General features: G+C 52.6%; 16 protein-coding genes and 1 pseudogene. 3 read left to right on the top strand and 14 right to left on the bottom strand.

The features are described 5' to 3' along the window. Positions 1-72 precede the first annotated feature (72 nt). Positions 73-786: a ligase-associated DNA damage response endonuclease PdeM gene (pdeM, locus tag IT774_RS01180; protein ID WP_195810988.1), complete on the bottom strand. Its 714-nt coding sequence runs from the start codon at positions 784-786 to the stop codon at positions 73-75. A 46-nt stretch (positions 787-832) separates the two neighbouring features. Further along, positions 833-3,207, bottom strand: a pseudogene (locus IT774_RS01175) (ligase-associated DNA damage response DEXH box helicase). A gap of 188 nt (positions 3,208-3,395) precedes the next feature. Here IT774_RS01175 and IT774_RS01170 point away from each other — a divergent pair. Together IT774_RS01170 and IT774_RS01165 are read left to right on the top strand one after the other, a co-directional pair. Beyond that, positions 3,396-4,421, top strand: coding sequence for a ligase-associated DNA damage response exonuclease (locus IT774_RS01170; RefSeq protein ID WP_232365067.1), 1,026 nt, complete (start codon positions 3,396-3,398; stop codon positions 4,419-4,421). Beyond that, complete coding sequence (locus IT774_RS01165) at positions 4,421-5,998, top strand: cisplatin damage response ATP-dependent DNA ligase (RefSeq protein WP_195810987.1); 1,578 nt, start codon at positions 4,421-4,423, stop codon at positions 5,996-5,998. The genes IT774_RS01170 and IT774_RS01165 overlap by 1 nt, the downstream gene beginning before the upstream one ends. A gap of 54 nt (positions 5,999-6,052) precedes the next feature. Here the strand turns inward: IT774_RS01165 and IT774_RS01160 are convergent, their stop codons facing one another. From IT774_RS01160 to ubiG, 3 genes are all read right to left on the bottom strand, one after another. After that, complete coding sequence (locus IT774_RS01160; RefSeq protein WP_195810986.1) at positions 6,053-6,703, bottom strand: glutathione S-transferase family protein; 651 nt, start codon at positions 6,701-6,703, stop codon at positions 6,053-6,055. After that, complete coding sequence (locus tag IT774_RS01155) at positions 6,703-7,311, bottom strand: glutathione S-transferase family protein (protein WP_195810985.1); 609 nt, start codon at positions 7,309-7,311, stop codon at positions 6,703-6,705. The genes IT774_RS01160 and IT774_RS01155 overlap by 1 nt, the downstream gene beginning before the upstream one ends. A 79-nt stretch (positions 7,312-7,390) precedes the next feature. After that, a complete protein-coding gene (ubiG, locus tag IT774_RS01150) occupies positions 7,391-8,158 on the bottom strand; it encodes a bifunctional 2-polyprenyl-6-hydroxyphenol methylase/3-demethylubiquinol 3-O-methyltransferase UbiG (RefSeq protein ID WP_195810984.1) in 768 nt (255 codons plus the stop codon). A 102-nt stretch (positions 8,159-8,260) separates the two neighbouring features. On the opposite strand from ubiG, the gene IT774_RS01145 reads away from it, so the two are divergent. After that, a complete protein-coding gene (locus IT774_RS01145) occupies positions 8,261-8,626 on the top strand; it encodes a DUF2237 family protein (RefSeq protein ID WP_195810983.1) in 366 nt (121 codons plus the stop codon). Here IT774_RS01145 and IT774_RS01140 read toward each other — a convergent pair. The 9 genes from IT774_RS01140 to hfq all read right to left on the bottom strand — a co-directional run bounded on the left by IT774_RS01140 (position 8,623) and on the right by hfq (position 19,265). Next, complete coding sequence (locus IT774_RS01140; protein WP_195810982.1) at positions 8,623-10,050, bottom strand: aldehyde dehydrogenase family protein; 1,428 nt, start codon at positions 10,048-10,050, stop codon at positions 8,623-8,625. The genes IT774_RS01145 and IT774_RS01140 overlap by 4 nt on opposite strands. 12 nt (positions 10,051-10,062) lie before the next feature. Next, the gene (locus IT774_RS01135) at positions 10,063-11,703 is read right to left on the bottom strand and encodes an acetolactate synthase large subunit (protein WP_195810981.1); all 1,641 of its coding nucleotides are present in this window, start codon (positions 11,701-11,703) and stop codon (positions 10,063-10,065) included. Between the two features lie 287 nt (positions 11,704-11,990). Then, on the bottom strand, positions 11,991-12,410 hold the full coding sequence (locus tag IT774_RS01130; protein ID WP_195810980.1) for a DUF4112 domain-containing protein: 420 nt from the start codon (positions 12,408-12,410) through the stop codon (positions 11,991-11,993). Next, positions 12,407-13,486 carry a ferrochelatase gene (gene hemH, locus IT774_RS01125; RefSeq protein ID WP_195810979.1) on the bottom strand — a complete coding sequence of 360 codons (1,080 nt, stop codon included), beginning with the start codon at positions 13,484-13,486 and terminating at the stop codon, positions 12,407-12,409. The genes IT774_RS01130 and hemH overlap by 4 nt, the downstream gene beginning before the upstream one ends. Before the next feature lie 186 nt (positions 13,487-13,672). After that, a complete protein-coding gene (locus tag IT774_RS01120; protein WP_195810978.1) occupies positions 13,673-15,271 on the bottom strand; it encodes an AbgT family transporter in 1,599 nt (532 codons plus the stop codon). A 306-nt stretch (positions 15,272-15,577) separates the two neighbouring features. Further along, positions 15,578-16,468, bottom strand: a complete 891-nt coding sequence (gene hflC / locus IT774_RS01115) for a protease modulator HflC (RefSeq protein ID WP_195810977.1) — start codon at positions 16,466-16,468, stop codon at positions 15,578-15,580. A gap of 3 nt (positions 16,469-16,471) precedes the next feature. Further along, entirely contained in the window at positions 16,472-17,629 is a 1,158-nt protein-coding gene (gene hflK / locus IT774_RS01110; protein ID WP_195810976.1) for an FtsH protease activity modulator HflK, read from the bottom strand. Between the two features lie 74 nt (positions 17,630-17,703). Further along, the gene (hflX, locus tag IT774_RS01105) at positions 17,704-18,993 is read right to left on the bottom strand and encodes a ribosome rescue GTPase HflX (protein WP_195810975.1); all 1,290 of its coding nucleotides are present in this window, start codon (positions 18,991-18,993) and stop codon (positions 17,704-17,706) included. Between the two features lie 17 nt (positions 18,994-19,010). Continuing rightward, positions 19,011-19,265: an RNA chaperone Hfq gene (hfq, locus tag IT774_RS01100; protein ID WP_195810974.1), complete on the bottom strand. Its 255-nt coding sequence runs from the start codon at positions 19,263-19,265 to the stop codon at positions 19,011-19,013. Positions 19,266-19,276 lie beyond the last annotated feature (11 nt).

The following is a 19,276-nucleotide window of genomic DNA, read 5'->3' as shown; positions in this document are numbered from 1 at the left end:
CGCTGCCTGGATGAAAAGCGATGCCATAGCATCGCTTTTTTTGTCTCCGCCCTGGTCCTGAAAGCTTATCCCTTACACCGCAAAAATCCGTTCATCCTGAAGCACATAGCAACGACGGGTGGCCTTGGGCACCAAGGGCTGCATGGCCTTATCGTCTACCCACAAGCCACCGGTGTACTGGCCAAACGCTGGCATCACCAGGTATTTTTCCCCCATCACAAAACATCGGCCTTTAACCGGATAGCGCCCCACCCGGCAGCTGACTTTGGGGTGAAAATGCCCAATCACCTGGTACTCACACTCGGGCCAGTCCGGCTCCGGCTCGTGACAAAAGCCAATGGCATCGAGTTTTAACCGGTGTAGGCGCTCCCCAGCCAACTGCTCGGGAATGTGGGGATCGTGGTTACCCAGCACCCATTGCCAGCAGCCCACCCCGCTGATAAGCCCGTTCAGGGTCGCCAGGTCCTCCGGTAGCATACGTCCAATCCCCTGCGCATCATGAAAACTGTCGCCTAAACACATCACAGTTGCAGGATGATAATCTTCTATAATTGCGGCCAAACGCGCCAGGGTGGCCCGGGTATCCAGATGAGGGATGGGATTACCATGATGGCCCAGATAGCTGCCCTTTTCGAAGTGCAAATCCGACACAATCAGTAAATCCCGATGGGGCAGATACGCTATCCCCCGGGCATCCAGTAACCAGACATTACCGCCAAAGCGTATCGCTACAATGTGCGCCTGTTGCAGCTTGTGGTTTAGCCACTCGTTATTGTTTACTGCCAAAAAAACCTCGTTATCAACTGAATTAGGTTAATGATTCGCTGGGGGTTCAGGCTTTACCTGCCAACAACGCTCTGACCTCATCAAGCATGGCATCGGCTTCGGCATATAAATCAGCCTGCTCCATCAATGCCTGAGCGCCGGCGCCTTTAACCTGTTCCGAGCGCACATTCAGTACAATGGGAATGGCCATCGGTGAGGGTTTATCCAGATTGACCAGTCGGGTTTTGCCCACAAACCGAATCAGTAAATCGGCCAGGCGGGATAAGTCCAATAGCTCTCGCTCTGCATCTGCCCGGGTCACGGCCAGCAACACATGGTCAGGATCGTATTCTCGTAAGGTGTCATAAATCAAATCGGTAGAGAAAGTCACCTGCTTCATGGTTTTCTGGTTGCTGTGGTAACGCTGCTCGGTTAACCCGCTCACTACTGCCACCTGCCTGAAGGAACGCTTGAGCATAGGCGCCTGTAGCATCCAGTCTTCCAGCTCATCCCCTAAAATATCCGGGGCAAACAGCTGCGCGACCTGCTGCTCATCAATACGTCGTAAGGCACTGATGGATAAACCATAATCGGTGACACTAAAGGACATGGGTTTGAGTCCCATCTTATCCATACGTTTGGTTAACAGCATGCCCAGGGTCTGATTCGCTTTACGCCCTTCAAAGGTGTAATACAGGCTGACCTGCATCTGCCGAAACTCAAATTGTTCAATCAGGATCTGATCCTGGGTGGGGATCACCGAAAACTGCTGTTGCAACGCCAGCCATTGCTGTACCTGGTCGGGCAACACCTGCCAGCGGGCTGGATCTTCCAATAACCCCCGCACCCGGTCGGCCAGAAAACTGGACAGTGGCAACTGCCCGCCGGAAAAACTCGGAATTTTGGGCTCGCCGCCTTTAGCCGGTTTCGCATGAACCTGCATATCCCGAATGGCTTCATAACGCAGCACTTCGCCGGCAAAATAAAAGGTGTCGCCCTGTACCAGCTGCTGTGCAAAATGCTCTTCTACCTCGCCAATGATTTTACCCTGATTAGCCCGGCGAATGCGTTTCACCTTGAGGCGGCCGGCTTCCACAATGGTGCCGATGTTCTGCCGGTGACGCTGGATAATTCGCTTTGAAGCCGGCTCCCAACACTGCTTGTCATTTTTTATCAGCCGCTGGTAACGGTCGTACGCCTGCAGCGCATAGCCCCCGTCCACGGTAAACTGCCACAGCTTATCGAATGTCGCCCGGTCCACCCCCTGATACGGCGGTGCATTCAACACCTGTTGGTAAATGTCGTCGGGATCGGCGGGCGCGCTGCAGGCACAATTTAAAATAAACTGCGGCAGAATATCCATGGCGCCGGGCTGCGGCCGCTCTCCATCAAGCTGGTTCGCCGCAATAGCTTCCATGGCTGCCTGACACTCCAGTGCTTCAAAGCGGTTGGCAGGCACCAGCAACGCCTTACTGGGCTCATCCAGCCGGTGATTGGCCCGGCCGATACGTTGTAGTAACCGGCTTACGCCTTTGGGCGCGCCCACCTGAATCACTAAATCCACATTGCCCCAGTCAATGCCCAGCTCCAGCGCCGAGGTACACACGATGGCGGCCAGCTTGCCGGTCGCCATCAGGTTCTCGGTTTTGCGGCGCTGCTCTTTGCTTAACGAGCCGTGATACAGCGCGATGGGTAACCCTTTACGGTTTTCTTCCCACAACATCTGAAACACCAGTTCTGCCTGAGCCCGGGTATTTACGAATACTAAGGTGGTGCCAGCCTCGCCAATCTCCCGATAAATGTCCGCGATGGCGTAACGGGCCATAAACCCGCCAAACGGCATACGCGCCTCACTATGCAACATCCGGATGTGGGGCTGCACCGGGGCATCAACCTGTAAAATATGGGCCGGTTCGCCGGTTTGACCCAGCCACCCGGCCAACAGTGGCGGCTCTGCTACTGTGGCCGACAACCCTATACGGCGCATCGCCGGCGCATAATACTGCAAACGGGCCAGCGCCAGCGCCGTAAAATCCCCCCGTTTGTTGGCCACCAGCGAATGGGCTTCATCGATTATGACGGTTTTGAGTTTTGCAAACAGCCGGTCAGCATCGGCGTACGAGAGCATCAGCATCAACGACTCTGGGGTCGTCAGCAATATATTGGGGGCTTGCGACGCTGACGCTGGCGTTTGTGGGAGGGGGTATCGCCGGTGCGGGTTTCAATGGAAATGGGCAACCCCATTTCTGCTACCGGCTCTAACAGATTTCGATGGATATCCTGCGTCAGTGCTTTCAGCGGCGATAAGTACAAGGTGTGCAGCCCCTCCATGGGGTGTTCGTCCAGATCCTGCAAACTGGGCAAAAACCCCGATAAGGTTTTGCCCGCGCCGGTAGGTGCGATGAGCAAGGTGGCAGCTTGATTGGGCACCTGCTCCAGCATTTGCTGCTGATAATCGCGAAGCTGCCAGCCGCGGGCGGCAAACCAGCGAGAAAATTTATCAGATAAAATGAGGGTTCCTACCGTGTTTTTTGCCTGTTATTACGCACCGGCGCGATGCTAAGTTTACCCAGCTACAACCAAACGCTGTCCTGGTGCGTATATTTTTGTTCCGGCATAAGGAGAAACTTTTGCACCCCCAACATTGGATGAGCGTAGAATCGCCCGGGCTGTACTGTCGCCCTGCCGATTTGTATATCGACCCCATGGAACCTGTGGCTCTGGCGGTGGTCACTCACGGCCATGCGGATCACGCCCGCGCGGGGCATTCGCATGTGTATGCAACTGACCAGACAATGGCCATCATGACCACCCGCTATGGCCAGGACATGGCGCAAACCACGCAAACCCTGCCCTATGGCGAAAGTGTGCTGTTGGGTGAGGCGGACGATCCGGTGCGCATGACCCTGTATCCGGCCGGTCACATTATGGGGTCGGCGCAGGTGTTGTTGGAATACCGGGGCAGCCGTCTGGTGGTCTCGGGCGATTATAAACGCCGTCCCGACCCCACCTGCCCGCCGTTTGAAGTGGTCCCCTGCGATGTGTTTATCACCGAAGCCACCTTTGGATTACCGGTTTTTACCCACCCGCCCATTGAGCGCGAGGTCGACAAACTGATTAATTCTTTGCAGGTGTTTAAGCATCGTTGTCACCTGGTGGGCTCTTATGCATTAGGAAAATGCCAACGGGTTATTCTGGCGTTGCGGCAGGCGGGCTATCACAAACCGATTTATCTGCATGGCGCATTGATTCGTCTGTGTGACTTGTATCAACAACACGGTATTGACCTGGGTGAGCTGATCCCCGTGAGCGAAGTAGCAGATAAAAGCACCCTGGCTGGCGAGATTGTCATTGCCCCGCCTTCGGCGCTGGCTGATCGCTGGTCGCGGGCGCTGCCGGATGTGCGTACCGTGATGGCGTCAGGCTGGATGCAGATTCGTGCCAGAGCCCGGCAGAAGCAGGTAGAACTGCCCATGATCATCTCTGACCACTGCGACTGGCCAGAACTGATTCAAACCATCAAAGAAGTTAACCCGGGCGAAGTCTGGGTGACCCATGGCCGCGAAGATGCGCTGGTATATCAGGCCGGACAAATGGGCTACAAAGCCCGGGCTTTGTCGTTACTGGGGTATGAAGATGAGCAGGAGACCGGTTAATGGAAGACTTCAGTGACTTGCTGGAACAGCTGTATTTTACCGGCAGCCATAATGCCAAATCGGCGCTGATTATTGATTATCTTGAGCGGACACCGGACCCCGATCGGGGCTGGGCCATTGCCGCCATGGCCGGCTCCTTACGTTTTGATTTTTTTAAACGCAATGCCGTGAAACAGCTGATGTTGGAACGCATCGACCCGGTATTGTTCGATATGAGCTACGACTATGTGGGCGAGATGAGTGAAACCGTCGCCCATTTATGGCCTGCTCAAAAGCCCCCCGGCCCCGCTGGATTGCCTTCACTAAGCGATATTGTCACCCAGTTTGCCGAAGCCAAACGCACCGAAGTAAAACCGCTGCTGGCTAATTATCTGGATATTATGACCGCAGCCCAGCGCTGGGCGCTGATAAAATTAGGGACCCGGGGACTGCGTATCGGGGTGTCGGCGCGCACCATGAAACACATTCTGGCCCGTTTCGGCGATACCGATGTGGCGGAAATTGAAACCTTGTGGCATGGCGTATCGCCGCCGTATACCGAGCTGCTGGCCTGGCTGGAAGGCAAGGCGGACAAACCCGATATTTCTCAGGAAGTCACCTTTCACCCGGTGATGTTATCCCACCCGGTAGAAGAAAAAACCCTGGAAACGCTGGACCCTGATGAGTGGCAGATTGAACACAAATTTGATGGTATCCGGGTGCAGTTGGTAAGTACCGTTAACGGCAAAGCCTTATTCAGCCGCACCGGCGATGATATCAGCGCCTCGTTTCCGGATTTACTGGACAGTGTCAGCGAACACTGTGTGCTGGATGGCGAGTTGCTGATCATGCACAAAGATAAGGTAGATACCTTCAATCAGCTGCAGCAGCGACTGAATAAAAAAAAGCCGCCTAAAAAGCTGATTGAAAGTTTGCCGGCGGGGTTAATGGTCTATGACCTCATTACCGAGCAGGAAGAGTCTCTTACCCAGCTCACCTTAGCGGAGCGTCATCAGCGTCTTGCTGATTTTATCCAGCGCAGCGCCAGTGAGCGTCTACATTTGTCGGTGCCGCTGCCGGCGCGTAATCGTGATGACTTGCAACAGCTTTATGCGGCGGCCAGTGACGATACTGCGGTAGAAGGGTTGATGCTCAAACGCAAAGACAGTCAGTATGTTGCCGGCCGGCCCAAGGGCTTATGGTACAAATGGAAACGCCAGCCAAAACTGGCCGATGCGGTGATTATGTACGCCCAGCGTGGCCACGGTAAACGCTCCAGTTTCTATTCCGATTTTACCTTTGGCGCCTGGCAGGAAGATACCCTGCTTCCCATTGGCAAAGCCTATTCTGGCTTTACCGATGAAGAGCTCAAAAAACTGGACAACTGGGTACGCCGGCATACCGTCGGCCGCTTTGGCCCTGTACGTGAAGTTGCCAAAGAATTGGTGGTGGAAGTCGCATTTGATGCTGTGCATCCCTCAGGGCGGCATAAGTCGGGGATCGCGCTGCGCTTTCCGCGCTTTCACCGCATTCGCTGGGATAAGCCTGCCAACGAGGCCGATACCCTGGAGAATCTGAAAGCACTGATAGACAGTTAACTCTGACGGATAAAACGATCCGGGGTTTCAGGCTGGAGCTGAAGCCAGCCTGAGCTAGATTAACCGTTTTCCGGCTTTGGCTATTTCTTCGGGCACAATCTTGTGAGGCACCTCAACGCCCCGGCGCGCCGCAGGCCGGGCTTCAATACTGTTTTTCCAGCGGCGCAAATGTTCCAGTCCATCAATAGAGACACCGGACCATTTGTAGGTGCGTACCCAGCACCAGTTGGCCATATCCGCAATACTGTAATCGCCGGCCAGATACTCATGTTCACCAAGATGGGTGTCCAGCACCTCAAACAGCCGTCGTACTTCCTTCTGGTAGCGCTCAATGGCCACCGGAATGGTCTGATCAAGGTAGCGGTAAAAAACATTCGCCTGCCCCATCATCGGGCCTACCCCGCCCATTTGAAACATCAGCCATTGTAATACCTGACTTCGCGGTTGCGGTTCACAGGGTAAAAACAGGCCGGTTTTTTCGGCCAGATACAGCATGATGGCGCCCGATTCAAATACCGTATGCGCCCGCTCATTATCCACAATAACCGGGATCCGGCCATTGGGGTTTAGTGACCGAAAGGCCTCACTATGTTGCTCGCCACCGCGCAGATCCACGGTGTGTACTTCGTAAGGCAGCTGCATTTCTTCCAGCGCCACCGAGGCTTTCCAACCATTAGGGGTGGCGGCCGTGTAGAGCGTAATCATCAGGCACTGGCACTGTCGCGGGCGCTGATACGCTCGTACCAATTATGCAGATTTTTGTGTTTATCCTGCAGGCGTATTTTTACCACCCGGGCAAAGTCGATAGCACACAAGGCGGTGATATCGGCAATAGTGAAGCGCTCGCCAGCAAGGTAAGGATGAGTTTCTAGCCTATGCTCCAGAATATTCAGATATTTACTGGCATTAATTCCGGCTTCTTCACCAAATTCGGCCACCGGCACCATCCGGTCCTTAAAATAGCCAGTGGTGTGCTGGAAGCAAAGCCCGACCTGCATCATCAGCGCCAGCTCCACCTGGCGTTGCCACATCGCCACTACCGCTTTGTCTTTGGCATCCACGCCCATCAGCGGAGGGTCAGGCTGAATATTTTCAAAATAGGTACAAATCGCATCTGACTCGGCAATGCAGGTGCCATCATCCAACTCCAGCACCGGCACCTTACCCAAAGGATTTTTTGCCCGCATTTCGGCGCTCAGGTTTTCACCTTTTTGCAAATCCAGCTGCACATATTCCATCTCAATATTCTTTTCTGCCAAAAACATTCTGACCCGGCGAGGGTTAGGGGCAGAACGGGTTTCATATATTTTCATAGCAGGGCCTCTTTTACGGTTTTTCTCAGCCTAACGCGATGGCCGTTACAGTCAAATTATCCTGGTGGACATACACTTATTAGTTTGATGAATGACGGTGGTAGACCAGCATAAAGTTCACCGCCAGACTGGCGGTTTTTTTCCAGTCACCGGTCACTGGGTTCATTCGCATGCCGGTTTCGTAAAACCGGGTAAACGAGGGTCCCACCCAGCTATCCAACTCACCGGGCTTCACAAACTTGCGCCAGCTATGGGTGCCTTTAGGAAGATACCCCATAATATATTCAGCCCCCACTATCGCAACAATATAGCTGAGCCAGGTGCGATTTAAGGTAGCAAGAATCAGCATGCCTTCGGGCTTTACCAGACGAGTGCAGTCCTTAATTAATGCCGGTTGATCAGGCACGTGTTCCACCACTTCGGCATTGATCACCACATCGTATTGTTGCTGGTCGGTAAGCTGTGAGGACAATTTATGCTGATAATCAACCTCCACTTCCGATTGTTGCGCATGGCGTTTGGCGACTTCAATACTGGTGGCGCTGGCATCAATGCCGGTTACCTGCGCCCCTGCGTTAGCCATATATTCACTGATAAGACCGCCGCCACAACCGATATCCAAAAGACTCAGGCCGGCCAGTGGCTGCGCCGCCTGCGCATCGCGATTGAAGTGCTTACAGAGCTGTGCCTGCATGATGTCGACCCGGGCTGCATTAAAGGCCAGGGCGGTCTTGTAGGGGCCTTTCGGGTCCCACCATGCTTCTGCCATTTCATCAAACCGGTCGATTTCTGCGCGTGACATATTGTCATTTTCCACCGATTTGCTGAGTTCACTTTTATCTAACATATTAGATTCTCGTTATTTTATTTCGAAATGGTGTATTGCTATTGAACTGGCTATTTTATACTCTGCCTGTAAGGATAGTGTTCAGGACAAAGGAAAAGAACCGTGGCGAATGCAAAGAATGTATATGGCAAGCCATTACAGTTATGTTGCGGTAACGGCGGGTATACCCGCGAAGGCTTTTGCTATGTGCCCCTTTCGGACATGGGCAACCACAGTGTGTGTGCTATCGTAGATCGTAAGTTTCTGGAATTTTCGGTGATGCAGGGCAACGATTTAATGACCCCCAGGAATGAGCTGGGCTTTCCCGGCCTGAAGCCGGGTGATCGGTGGTGTTTGTGCGCCTCACGCTGGCTGGAGGCCTATAAGGCAGGGGTCGCGCCCAAGGTGAACCTGAACGCGACCAATATCAGGGCGCTGGAGATAATCCCCTTACCCATTTTGGAAATGTTTACCAGCGAACCCGCCTAGGGACGACGAATAACAAGTAGTCGGGTTTCGGTCATGTCTTCGATGGCATAGCGTAAGCCCTCGCGACCCAGGCCGGAGTCTTTAACCCCACCATAGGGCATGTTATCGACCCGCCAGCTAGGCACATCGCCGATAATGACCCCGCCGACATCCAGCTCGTCCCAGGCTTGCTGAATTTTATAGATGTCCCGGGTAAATACCCCGGCCTGCAGACCGTAACGACTGTCATTCGCCTCTTGCAGGGCTTCGTCATAGTTGCTGAATTTAGCCAGCACCGAGACCGGACCGAAGGCTTCATCCGCACTTACATCGCAGTCTTTGGGAACATTTTCCAGTACCGTCGCCTCCAGCATGGGCCCCTTGCGAGTCCCGCCACACAGTACGCTGGCCCCCTGGTCGCGGGCACTATTGATCCAGTTTTCCAGACGCTCGGCTTCAGACTCCGCAATCATGGGCCCGATAAAGGTATTCTCATCACTGGGATCGCCACTGACCAGATCTTTGACCCGGGCCACATAACGTTCTTTGAACTCATCGTAAATACGTTCGTGGACCAGCAAACGCTGCACACTGATACAGCTTTGGCCTGACTGATAATAGGCACCGATAATAATGCGATTAATCGCATCATCCAAATCGGCGTCTTCATCGACGATACAGGCTGCGTTGCCGCCCAATTCAAGCACTACTGGCTTTTTCCCGGCCTTGGCTTTTAGCTCCCAGCCCACATCCGGTGAACCGGTAAAGCTAAGCAGTTTGAGCCGATCATCGGTAGTAAACAGCTCGGCGCCATCACGGCTACAGGGCAAAATAGAAAACGCGCCCTTGGGCAAGTCAGTTTCGGCCAGAACCTCGCCGATAATCAACGCGCCAATAGGAGTACGCGAAGCGGGCTTCAGTACAAAGGTACACCCCGCAGCAATCGCCGGCGCAACCTTGTGCGCTGTCAGGTTAAGCGGAAAGTTAAACGGTGAAATAAAAGAACAGGGACCAATCGGCACTTTTTTGGTCATACCCTGATAGCCATGGGCCCGCTCGGAGATTTCCAGATTAATGACCTCGCCATTAATTCGCACGCTCTCTTCAGCAGCAATTCTGAAGGTGTCGATCAACCGGGTCACTTCGCCCCTGGCATCTTTAATGGGTTTACCTGCTTCTATGCACAGCGCCTGGGCCAGCTCATCGAAGCGTTCTTCAAACCGTTTTACACAATGATCCAGCACCGCTTTACGCTGATACGGCGCCATTTTGGTCATGGCAGGCTGGGCCTGCTGGGCCGCTGCAATCGCTTTATCAATAGTCGCCGCGTCTGCCTTGGCCACTTTAGTGGCCACTTCGCCGGTGTATTTATTGGTGACATCCAGATCTTGGTTGGCAAATACCGCTTCGCTTGCCAGATAATAGGGATAACTGTCGTTTAACATTGCGAAGACTCCTTAGATTTCCTGACTGAGTTTTTTGATTGTACGGTTCAGTGTTTCGTCATTGAGACTGTAATCCACCGGGCAGTCGATCACATGCACCCCCGGGGTGTCGAGACAATGCTGTAACGTCGTGGCAATTTCAGCGGTTTCCTGGATACGCCAACCCTGGGCGCCATAGCTTTGGGCATATTTCACCAGGTCCGGATTACCATAATCCAGGCCAAAGTTACCCAGCTCCATATGCGATTGTTTCCACTTGATCATGCCATAGGCATCATCCCGTAACACAATCACCACTAAGTCCAGATTCAAGCGTACAGCGGTTTCCAGCTCCTGGCTGTTCATCATAAAGCCGCCATCTCCGCAGACACTGACCACCGGTACTTCGGGATGAACCAATTTGGCCCCCATTGCCGAAGGCAGGCCGGCGCCCATGCTGGCCAGCGCATTATCCAGTAGCAAGGTATTGGGAGTATAGGCCGGGTAATTGCGGGCAAACCAGATTTTATAGACGCCATTATCCAGCGTCACAATGCCATCTTCGGGCATGACTTTTCTGACATCACGCACAAACCGCTCAGGCAGTACCGGGAACCGGTCATCGTCTTCGGCTTCGCCCCGATGTTGTACATAAGCTTCATGAACATCTTTGTAGAAGTCCAGTTTCCAGTCGGTTTGGGGCGTAATGTCCTCTTTAATTTGCCAGATGCTGTTGGCAATATCGCCCACCACTTCCAGTTGCGGGAAATACACCGGATCGACGGTAGCAGAATCAAAGTTGATATGGATTACCTGCTGACCATCATGATGCATAAAGAAAGGTGGTTTCTCGACCACATCGTGGCCAACATTAATAATGAGATCTGCCCGTTCAATCGCCCGGTGCACAAAATCACCATCGGACAACGCCGTATTGCCAGCAAACAAGGGGTCGCTCTCATTCAGTACCCCTTTACCCATCTGCGTGGTCACAAAAGGAATACCGGTGGCATCGACAAATTCGCGTAACATCTTAGCCGTCAGCTTCCGATTGGCACCGGCGCCAATTAACAGCAGCGGTGAGGTGGCTTGTTCAATCATCTCTACCGCGCGGGCGATGGCCTTGTATTCGGCAATAGGCCGGCGCGTCATGCTGGGTTTAAGCAAGGGTGAGTCGGTATTTTCTGCGGCAATATCTTCGGGCAGTTCAATATGAACTGCGCCCGGGCGCTCCTCATGGGCCACCCGGAAGGCTTCACGGACCACCGAAGGGATGCGCTCACCGCTGACAACCTGAGTGGTATATTTGGTCACAGGTCTGAGCATATCCACCACATCAATCACCTGAAACCGGCCCTGCTTGGAGGTTTTAATTGGTTTTTGACCGGTAATCATCAGCATCGGCATGGCGCCAAGTTGCGCATAGGCAGCCGGGGTGACCAAATTGGTCGCCCCCGGGCCCAAGGTCGATAAACAAACTCCGACTTTACCGGTCAGGCGGCCATAGGTGGCAGCCATAAAGCCTGCGCCCTGCTCATGGCGGGTGAGGATCAATTTAATGTTTGATGTACGAAGAGATTCAAGAAGATCCAGATTTTCTTCACCGGGAATGCCGAAGATGTATTCCACCCCTTCGGCTTCCAGGGCTTTTACAAATAGGTCTGAAGCTTTCATCCTGTATTCTTGCTCCTTTATTGAAAGTGCGTTGGTACCAGGGTGTTAATGGCTACGCAGCCAAAGATGAAAGCGATTAGTCAGCAGTAAATGAATTCCTGGGTCGGCGCGTCAGCAATGCGGGTCGCCGCCCGCTGTCGCAGGCGCAAGAGTGCTTCTCGCTAGTATGCTAGGGGCTTTTTGTGGGCCTGACCCTGAACGCGCTTTGCAGCGGAAAGCCAGCAGCTTCTACCGGGTATTAAGCTGAAGGCACTTAGCGGCGTTACGCTAAGGGTCGTTATCAGGTATTAGGCCGAAGGCTCTGAGGCCCATTGGGTCAGTTTTTCTTTGGTGGCGTGTTTGATGTCATCATCATGCTGAGCCAGCCACCACTGCTCCATCATTTTGACATTGGCGCGATTGGCTTTGAAAAAGAAGTCAGCAATGTCTCCGGCCAACGGAATTAAGCCCAGGATGAAATCCAGAATGATATTACGGATCATTTTACGTTGCATATCTGCAGGCACCCCCATTTTACTGGCCAGGCGCACAATACGACCGGCCAGCAACAACGAGATGAAATCGCCTATCCCCGGAATAAAGCCTAATAAGCCATCCAGACCGATACGGTAACCCACCACGGGGATCCGAAATGCGGTATCCATTAAATTTGCCAACTTTTGCGCCTGTGCCAGGGCTTTTGGCGCCTTTGGGATATCTACACTCATTGACTTGCTCCTAATGCTTCAGCACGGCGGGCCCGAGCATCGGTATCCTGTTCCAGTTCCCAGCCATGCAGGTTTTGCTGAATCAAGCCAAACAATGCATCTATATGCTCTTCATCGGCATTGAGCGCCTCGATATATTCGTAACGCTGGCCCCCGGCTTCCATAAAGTATTCTTTATTTTCGTCGCCTATTTCTTCGATGGTTTCCAGACAGTCTGCGGAAAAGCCCGGACAGACCACCTGCAGCGACTTAATGCCCTCGCCGGGTAAGCGCTTCATAGTTTCATCGGTATACGGGCGCAGCCATTCTTCCCGGCCAAATCGAGACTGGAAGGATGTCAGATAGTCATCTTTGGATAAACCCAGCGCCTCAGCCAGTAGCCGGGAGGTCTTGTAGCACTGGCAGTGGTAGGGGTCACCATTTAACAAATAGCGTTTGGGGATCCCATGATACGACATCAGCAATTTATCCGCCCGCCCGTGCTGTTCCCAGTGGGCGCGAATTTTGTTGGCCAGCGCTGCAATATAGGCCGGGCGGTCATGGTACTGAGTAATAAAGCGAAGCTCCGGGATCCAGCGGCGGCCGCGAAAGTCTTCGGATAAGGCATCAAACGTCGAGGCCGTGGTCGAGGCGCAATATTGCGGGTACAAGGGTAACACCACCAACTTGCGTACACCCTGAGCATTTAAGCGGTCGATGGCGCTATCGATAGACGGCTGCCCATAGCGCATGGCGAACTCCACCACCACATCATCGCCGTAGTGTTGCTGACATTTTTTCGCCAGGGCCGCATGCTGCCGTTTGGTAATAGCCAATAGCGGCGAGCCTTCTTCGGTCCATACCGATGCATAAGCTTTAGCCGAACGCTTTGGCCGGATATTCAGAATCACCCCGTTTAAAATAAACCACCAGATGAAGCGCGGTACCTCCACCACCCGGGGATCGGATAAAAACTGTTTCAGATAGGGTTTCAGCGCCGCGCCAGTAGGACTTTGCGGCGTCCCCAGATTAGTAATGAGTACCCCGAGCCGGTCTTTTTGCCGATGCGAATAATCCGTTGTGCCTTTGAACTTCATCTATCCTGATCCGAATAAGAGGTGTAGCTAAACTTTACTATGTATACCGACGGATATAAATATTCGATCGCTTAAAGCCGCGTAATGAAAGCCCAATCAGGCCAATCGAAAATAACGGTTGTCCGTGTGGCTTACCTGGCCCTGAGACAAAAAAGGCAGCCATCCGGCTGCCTTTAACTGTGTCTGTTATTGGTAGTAGGTGGCGGCGCCCGGGCCCACAGGCATCCCCAGCACAAATACCCAGATAAAGAACAGCACCGTCCAGCCGACAAAGAAGATCATCGAGTATGGCAACATCATCGCAATCAGGGTGCCCATACCGATGTCCTTGCGGTAGCGGGCCGCCATCGCCAGAATCAAGCCAAAATAGCTCATCATCGGGGAGATGACATTGGTCACTGAATCCCCTACCCGGTACGCGGCCTGAATCACCTCAGGGGCATAGCCCAGCAGCATCAGCATAGGAACAAAAATTGGTGCGGTAACGGCCCACTGCGCCGAGGCGCTCCCCAGCGACAGATTCACCAGCCCGCACATCGTGATAAACAAAATGAATACCGAAGGGCCGTCCAACCCTACCGACTGCAACATAGCGGCGCCTTTGATGGCCAGTACGGTGCCCAAATTGGTCCATTTAAAGAACGCCACAAACTGGGCAGCAAAAAATACCAGCGTGATATATAAGCCCATCGAGCCCATGCTTTTGGACATGGCATTAATGACATCTTTGTCATTGTTCATGGTGCCGGCCACTTTTCCGTACACAAACCCGGGGATGGCAAAGGTAATAAAGATGAAGGCGACGATGCCTTTCAAAAATGGGCTGCCAACCACTTCACCGGTCTCAGGGTGACGCAAGATGCCATTGTCCGGCACAATGGTTAAGGCCAGTACCCCACAGGTGAGGGCAAACGCCACACCGGCCCATTTGAGGGCTTTCTTTTCCTGCGCCGTTGGCGCATTCATCTGTTGTTTCTCAAGCCCTTCGGGGGCTTGCGAGTCATCAAAGGTTCCTAACCGGGGCTCAACAATTTTTTCGGTAACCAGCGCCCCCATGATGGCAATCACAAAGGTACTGATAAACATGAAATACCAGTTCACTTCCGGACCCACGGTATATTCCGGGTCAATCATGCGGGCCGCGGCTTCGGTGATGCCTGATAACAGAGGATCCACCGTACCCAGTAGCAGATTGGCACTGTATCCGGCAGAAACCCCGGCAAATGCCGCCGCCAAACCGGCCAGCGGGTGGCGGCCAAGCGAATGAAAGATCATGGCGGCCAGTGGAATAAGCACCACATAGCCCAGCTCAGAGGCGGTGTTGGAAACAATGCCGGCAAACACAATGGCAAAGGTAACCACCTGCTTAGGTGCATTCATCACCAATCCGCGCATCGCGGCGGATAGCAGACCGGAATGCTCGGCGACCGCCACCCCCAGTAGCGCCACCAGCACGGTCCCGAGCGGCGCAAAGCCGGTGAAATTGGTAACCAGGCCGGTGACTATGCGTTGTAAGCCCTCGGCGGTCATTAAAGAAACCACGCTGATGACCCCATCGGCGCTACGGCCACTGGCACCTTCAGGGCGGGGATCCATCACCGAAATATCAAAATAACCCATCACGCCGCTTAGCAGCACAATAAACAGTGACAGTAACGCAAACAGCGTGACCGGATGGGGCAGAAGATTTCCCAGCCATTCTACTGTGCCTAAAAATCGGGCAAAAAAGCCGCTTTGCGCCTGCTCTTCGTAAGAAGTCTGGCTGGATGATTGATTGGAAGACAAACTGATACCTCTAACTAATAATTCACACTGCTGCGGGCCTCTGGCGGGCTTCAATGCAGCTTATCTCGTCTTTTTAGGGCAGCGATTGTAGCCTAACCGGGGCCGCAACGCACACTTTGTGAAAAAAACGTTACGAAAGGACGGGTTTACAGAACGAGATTTCATCTGAATAGCTGAGACGGGCCCTCTCCTGTATACCCCCTGCGATGTTTAACCTGAATCGGGGCTGGCCTATGGCGCGGAACGTGGGGATCGGGCACAAAAAAGCCAGCCCCAGGGCTGGCTTTTATTTCGGTAGCTTGCAGCTTAATTACCGCGGTTACCGTTTTTATCATTCATGTAGCGGAAGAACTCAGAATCCGGCTCGATTACCAGGATATCCTGTTTACTATCAAAGCTGTTGCGATACGCATCCATACTTCTTAAGAAACGATAGAAATCGGCATTCTGAGAATACGCAGACGCATAAATCTGTGCAGCTGCAGCATCCCCTTCACCACGAACCTGACGGGCGTTACGCTTGGCATCCGCCAGCATTACCGTAACCTTGGCATCAATATCGGCGCGAATGACCTCAGCCTGTTCCTGACCTTCTGAGCGGTGCTCACGGGCCACCGCCGCACGTTCAGCACGCATACGCTGGAAGATAGAGTTACTGACTTCAGTAGGCAGATTAATTTGCTTAACCCGCACATCCACAATCTCAATTCCCAGCTCATCAGAAGAAGTTGATGCCTGCTCCATCGCCTGGTTCATCAGTGCCGAACGCTCACCAGATACAATCTGGCGAATAGTACGGGTACCAAATTCAGAGCGCAGACCGTTATTGACCTTTTGCTTAAGCAGCGCCTCGGCCTGCATCTTGTTACCCCCGGTTGACAGGTAGTAACGTGCAAAGTCATCAATTTTCCATTTTACATAAGAATCAACAATTAAGTCTTTTTTCTCAGAGGTAACAAAACGGTCTGGTGCATCATCCAGCGTCTGAATCCGTGCATCCAGGGTTTTGACCGAGTCAATAAACGGCAGTTTAAAGTGCAGACCTGGTTCAAATACCCTGGTGTCACCGGTGTCGCCATCGCGTTGAACTTTACCAAACTGAATAACAATCGAGCGTTCGCCTTCGCGGACCACAAACAAGGAGCCTGACGCCAGCGCGACGAGTAGAATAAGCACAATTACCAGCAAATTCTTCATGCGTTATTGTCCTCCATTGTTAAAGCGACTGTCACGAACTCTCGAATTATTATTGGGGTTCGAGTTACGTTGATTGTTGTTTGAATCGAGCGACTGTAAATCAGGTAGCATATCTTTCATGCTGCGCGATGAACCGTTGCGGCGTTCCATAATCTTGTCCAAAGGCAGATACATCATGTTGTTGCCGTTTTTCGTATCCACCAGAATCTTGCTGGTGTTACCAAATACGGTTTCCATGGTCTCGATGTAAATCCGGTCACGAGTCACCTCTGGCGCACTTTCATACTGTGGCAATAGTTCCTCAAACCGGGCTATTTCACCCTGGGCTTCCAGAATAACCTGCTCTTTATAAGCCTGAGCTTCTTCATTCAGACGATTGGCCCGGCCACGAGCACGCGGTTCAATTTCACGGGCATAGGCTTCGGCTTCACGAATAAAGCGCTGTTCATCTTCCTGTGCCGAAATCGCATCATCAAATGCATCTTTAACTTCTTCAGGTGGACGTGCATCCCTGAAGTTCATATCGATGATAGAGACGCCCATATCATAGGGTTCAAGGATGGATTGCAGTTCTTCCCACACCCGCTGACGAGTCACCTCACGACCATCGGTAAGTACATCATCCATTTCTGAGTGACCCACCACATAACGAATCGCGCTGTCCAATGCCTGGCTCAGGGTGGACTCTGGATTGATTACCGAGAAATTCCAGCGATACGGGTCAAAGACACGATACTGCATTTCCATTTGCACCCCTACCACGTTTTCATCTTCGGTCAACATCGAGCCTGAACTATCCAGGTCACGAATTGACTGCACATCAACGGGGATTACGGTATCGACAAAAGTGGGCTTCCAACGCAAGCCGGGCTCTACTTCGGTGTAAAACTCACCAAAGCGCAAAACCACGCCACGTTCCGCTTCTTTTATCGTGTAAAAGCCGCTCACAAACCAGATGACAACCAGCAAACCGACCAACAGGCTGATGCCCAGTTTGCCCATGCTTTTGCCTGAACCGCCGCCATCGCCGCCGCCCATTTTACTGAATTTGCCGAACAGATTTTTAAACACATCGTCCAGATCCGGTGGTCCCTGGTCACGTTTGTCACGATTTTTCCAGGGGTCATTATTCTTGTTGCCACCCGGCTCATTCCAAGCCATGCTAATACTCCGTAAAGTGGTTATTGATTTAGTGTACGTAAAATTTGTGTGCGCAACTACCCTGTACCACAAGTTCAGTGGTGCACCACAAATTCAGAAAGACCGGTATCCAAGCGTTTCTCGAGACGATTCCAGTCTACCGCAGGCATTTTAATATCGACCACCCAGTCGCCATCGGTAGCATAAGACTCCTGCGAAATGCAATTGAGCTCATACAACACACCGCGTAACTGACTCTGTGCCGGTGGAATGCGCAAGGTGTAACTTACCATATTTTTTGCCAGGCAGTCGGTTAGTGCTTCACTTAACAGTTCAGCGCCCTGGCCGGTTTGCGCCGACAGCCACACCCTTACCGGCATGCCTTCATCGTTGCGTTCAATACGCGGGGCGACGTCATCGAGATTATCTATCTTATTACAGATAATTAACTGAGGAATATCTCCGGCGTCGATTTCATCGAGCACCTCATTTACCTCGTCCATAGTCTCTCGATAACGCGCATCTGACACATCGACCACATGCAAGAGAATATCGGCTTCCTGGGTTTCCTGCAGCGTCGCTTTAAACGCGGCCACCAAATCATGGGGCAGATGCCGGATAAATCCGACGGTGTCGGCCAGAATCGCTTCGCCCACATCCTGCAGTTCGATTTTACGCAAGGTGGGGTCCAGCGTTGCAAACAATTGATCCGCTGCATAGACATGGGAATCGGTAATCTGATTGAACAGAGTAGATTTGCCCGCGTTGGTATAGCCCACCAACGATACGGTAGGAATTTCAGCACGCTTGCGAGAGCGGCGCCCCTGCTCGCGTTGCTTTTGCACTTTTTCCAGACGCCGTAAAATGGTTTTTATCCGGCCCCGCAACAAACGTCTGTCGGTTTCAAGCTGGGTTTCACCAGGACCACGCAGGCCAATACCGCCTTTTTGGCGTTCAAGGTGAGTCCAACCCCGGATAAGCCGGGTAGAGATATGACGAAGTTGCGCCAGCTCTACCTGCAATTTACCTTCATGGGTACGGGCGCGCTGCGCAAAAATATCCAGTATCAGGCCGGTTCTGTCCAACACCCGACACTTGCAGATCGCTTCTAAATTGCGCTCTTGCGACGGCGACAGCGAATGATTGAAGATAACCACATTCGCCTCATGCGCATTAACGGCAGCAGCAATTTCTTCGGCCTTGCCTGAACCTACAAAATACTTCGCATGCGGTGCATTCCGCGATGTGGTTAATACCTCAACGGCATCCACCCCAGCAGAATTTACCAGCAGCTCCAGCTCCGCAAGCTCTTCTTTGGTATTGTCGTCAGTAAAATTTATATGAACAAGGACTGCCCGTTCACCGGCTTCATAACGGTCAAACAAGCGATGTACCTCTTAAATTAGTCAGTTTTAGTATTGTCTGCATCTCCTTGGGTTGCACTAGGCATAGTAATGGCACGTGCCGGTACTACAGTTGAAATAGCATGTTTATAAACCATCTGGCTGACTGTGTTCTTAAGCAAAATCACGAACTGGTCAAACGATTCAACCTGGCCCTGAAGCTTAATACCATTTACCAGATAAATTGACACTGGGATACGTTCTTTGCGTAACGCATTCAAAAATGGGTCTTGTAGAGATTGCCCTTTAGCCATCTGAAATCCTT

The organism is Salinimonas marina, from assembly GCF_015644725.1.
In the GTDB taxonomy this organism is placed as follows: domain Bacteria; phylum Pseudomonadota; class Gammaproteobacteria; order Enterobacterales; family Alteromonadaceae; genus Alteromonas.
This window is presented reverse-complemented; position numbering and strand designations above follow the sequence as displayed.

What these genes read in the sequence shown, in the direction of transcription:
- IT774_RS01165 (WP_195810987.1), top strand. Translation starts at nt 4,421, where the DNA reads ATGGAAGACTTCAGTGACTTGCTGGAACAGCTGTATTTTACCGGCAGC.
- IT774_RS01160 (WP_195810986.1), bottom strand. Translation starts at nt 6,703, where the DNA reads ATGATTACGCTCTACACGGCCGCCACCCCTAATGGTTGGAAAGCCTCG.
- IT774_RS01155 (WP_195810985.1), bottom strand. Translation starts at nt 7,311, where the DNA reads ATGAAAATATATGAAACCCGTTCTGCCCCTAACCCTCGCCGGGTCAGA.
- ubiG (WP_195810984.1), bottom strand. Translation starts at nt 8,158, where the DNA reads ATGTTAGATAAAAGTGAACTCAGCAAATCGGTGGAAAATGACAATATG.
- IT774_RS01140 (WP_195810982.1), bottom strand. Translation starts at nt 10,050, where the DNA reads ATGTTAAACGACAGTTATCCCTATTATCTGGCAAGCGAAGCGGTATTT.
- IT774_RS01135 (WP_195810981.1), bottom strand. Translation starts at nt 11,703, where the DNA reads ATGAAAGCTTCAGACCTATTTGTAAAAGCCCTGGAAGCCGAAGGGGTG.
- IT774_RS01130 (WP_195810980.1), bottom strand. Translation starts at nt 12,410, where the DNA reads ATGAGTGTAGATATCCCAAAGGCGCCAAAAGCCCTGGCACAGGCGCAA.
- hemH (WP_195810979.1), bottom strand. Translation starts at nt 13,486, where the DNA reads ATGAAGTTCAAAGGCACAACGGATTATTCGCATCGGCAAAAAGACCGG.
- hflC (WP_195810977.1), bottom strand. Translation starts at nt 16,468, where the DNA reads ATGAAGAATTTGCTGGTAATTGTGCTTATTCTACTCGTCGCGCTGGCG.
- hflK (WP_195810976.1), bottom strand. Translation starts at nt 17,629, where the DNA reads ATGGCTTGGAATGAGCCGGGTGGCAACAAGAATAATGACCCCTGGAAA.
- hfq (WP_195810974.1), bottom strand. Translation starts at nt 19,265, where the DNA reads ATGGCTAAAGGGCAATCTCTACAAGACCCATTTTTGAATGCGTTACGC.